The following is a 2406-nucleotide window of genomic DNA, read 5'->3' as shown; positions in this document are numbered from 1 at the left end:
GTATTTAGCGTCGGGGTCGTTAGTTTTTTTTAGTAAGGTTGTGAAATCTTCATAACCGAGCTTAGTTCCGTCACTTGTTTTATCAAAGCGTTCAACAACGAACGTTTCTAAATTTTCAGATAAGTATGTCTTTGGTGGCTCAAGTCCGCAATGGCGAGCTGCTTCCATACACACAAACTCGTTTACCGTAAGTAATGGAAACTCGGTATCGAATGACTTCACTATTAAATCTTTCTGCGGAATTGTTCTATCGGTTTTAATGGTTGAAGCATTAGGTATGCTTACTTTAGGTTGTACGCCAGCCAACGAGTTTTGTAGGTAGTACTTTTCTAATAACTGAGGGAAAAGTGGTGCATTGCTGTTATAGGTCAAAATATCGCTCAAAGATACAGGCTCAGCCTCTGGTAAAGTAAGCTCACTTTTATATGAAAGCATGCCAATGCCTTGTGCGCTCTGTAAAGCAAGTAAATACATGTCGTTTACTTTGGCGTATCTCGCTAGTTTTTCTGCAATGAATCGACGGTTAAAGCCCTCTGGCAAGTTTTGTGAAAATATAGGGTGAAGAGAACCCGATGAGTAACCATCCATGCCTTTTTTAGTCATAGTAAGTGACACGTGTAGGTTTTCTTGTGTTGGCTGGTAGTGATGTACTGAGCCATGTGTTAATACGCCAACTTCAGAATAGTCAGTGCATACTGTTATATTTGTAATTTTATTTGGAAGCTGTGGTGTGCCACTCATTAGTCATTCTCCGAGAATATATCTTCAATGGTATCCCAGTCTGGTAGAGAGTGTTGTTTTGAGGTAACTTCAAATTGTAAATCAACTGCATCAAGCAGTCGCTCAAATATATCGAATGAACCAGTAAAGCGACCGTTCTCAATCTCGGAAATCGTTGTTTTATTAATTCCCGCGATCTCTGATAGCTTTTGTTGCGTGTAGCCTAAAGCTTTCCTGTTAGTACTTATTTGTTTGCCAATATCTGCTCTACTCGACATATATTCACTCACTTAATGTTAGCTATATGGCTAATATATTAGTATATAACTTCTATATTAGCTATATAGCTAATAAAAATTATCAATATTTCAGAGGCATTGCATTATTTATATAAGACGGTTTAGCTTAAAAAACCAAACCGTTGACGTGGTTTAATGGATTCGACTACCCCAGTTAAGAGATAATCAACTTAACTGGAGATCGATAATGACAAAACGTAAAAAGTATTCCAAAGAATTTAAACTTGATGCCATCGCATTAGTTGTTGAGCAAAACTACTCTCAAGCAGAAGCCTCTAGAAATTTAGGGGTAAATCCCAACATGCTTGGTCGGTGGATAAAAGAAGCTGAAAATGATGATGGGCAGGCTTTTAGAGGGAATGGTAATTTGACCCCTGAGCAAGAAGAGATCAGAGAGCTAAAAGCGCAAGTGAAACGCCTAGAAATGGAGCGTGAAATATTAAAAAAAGCGACGGTCTTCTTTGCCAAAGAAACGAAGTGAAATACTCGTTCATAACCCAATACAAGAAGACCTGGCCTGTGGCGGTAATGTGCCGAATACTGGGTGTAAAAAGTAACAATTACTATAGTTATCAAAAGCGATATTCAACTAAATCAGAGGATCCAACACATCAAGAAATGATTGATTGGGTCAAGGACATAGCGCACTTCAGTGATAATACTTACGGTGAAAGGCGTATTCAGAAAGTCTTAAATGCACTCGGTTTTCCGGTGAGCCGTCACAAAACAGCACAGTTAATGAAAGAGGCAAATGTCTGGGTGCGTTATAAAAAGAAATACAAAGTAACAACGAATAGTGACCATAACAAGCCTATTTATCCCAATGTACTTGAGCAAAACTTCAACGTTGAAGCCGCTGATCAAGCTTGGGTACAAGATATCACTTATGTTTGGACTGCAGAAGGTTGGTTATATCTGGCGGTAGTGATTGATTTATATTCGCGTAAAGTCGTTGGTTGGAGCATGGGCTCACGAATGAAAGCGCAGCTTGTCTGTGACGCACTGACTATGGCGATGTGGCAACGCCAACCCAAAGCAGGGTTGATTATCCATTCAGATCAAGGGGTTCAATATGCAAGCCATCAATATCGTAGATTGCTCAAGTCAAACGACTTCATTGGTAGCATGAGTAAGAAAGGTTGTTGCTGGGATAATGCTGTTGCAGAAAGCTTCTTCGGTAGTTTGAAGCAAGAGCGCGTGCATTGGAAAAATTACCCAACGCGTTATGAAGCTCAACAGGATGTAATGAATTACATCTGCATGTGGTACAACAGTCGTCGCTTACATTCGTACTTAAATTATCAAAGCCCAAATGACTTTGAAGAACGAACCGAAACATTAGATATGGTTTCTTAACTAGGGTGACTGAATTTAGTTGACCACGTCA

Annotated in this window: 3 protein-coding genes; 1 reads left to right on the top strand and 2 read right to left on the bottom strand. The window is 39.5% G+C overall.

Annotated elements, in window-relative coordinates; all coding sequences use genetic code 11:
• Window positions 1-741, bottom strand: a 741-nt coding sequence (locus L654_RS0117830; protein WP_024608644.1) for a HipA domain-containing protein, incomplete at its 3' end; no start/stop codon positions are given.
• On the bottom strand, window positions 741-998 hold the full coding sequence (locus L654_RS0117825) for a helix-turn-helix domain-containing protein (RefSeq protein WP_024608643.1): 258 nt from the start codon (window positions 996-998) through the stop codon (window positions 741-743). The genes L654_RS0117825 and L654_RS0117830, both read right to left, overlap by 1 nt.
• A gap of 208 nt (window positions 999-1206) precedes the next feature.
• Here L654_RS0117825 and L654_RS0117815 point away from each other — a divergent pair.
• A protein-coding gene (locus tag L654_RS0117815) for an IS3 family transposase (RefSeq protein WP_139016089.1) occupies window positions 1207-2375 on the top strand; the annotation gives its coding sequence in 2 pieces (ribosomal slippage) (window positions 1207-1483 and window positions 1483-2375; 1170 coding nt in all).
• The last annotated feature ends 31 nt before the right edge of the window (window positions 2376-2406 follow it).

This window comes from Pseudoalteromonas sp. TAB23 (genome assembly GCF_000498075.1).
Lineage (GTDB): Bacteria > Pseudomonadota > Gammaproteobacteria > Enterobacterales > Alteromonadaceae > Pseudoalteromonas > Pseudoalteromonas arctica.
Note: the sequence above shows the minus strand (reverse complement) of the source record. Positions and strands in the feature narration are given on the sequence as shown.

Bases quoted from the DNA above. Each gene is read 5' to 3' on its own strand.
- L654_RS0117825 (WP_024608643.1), bottom strand. From the start codon at position 998: ATGTCGAGTAGAGCAGATATTGGCAAACAAATAAGTACTAACAGGAAA.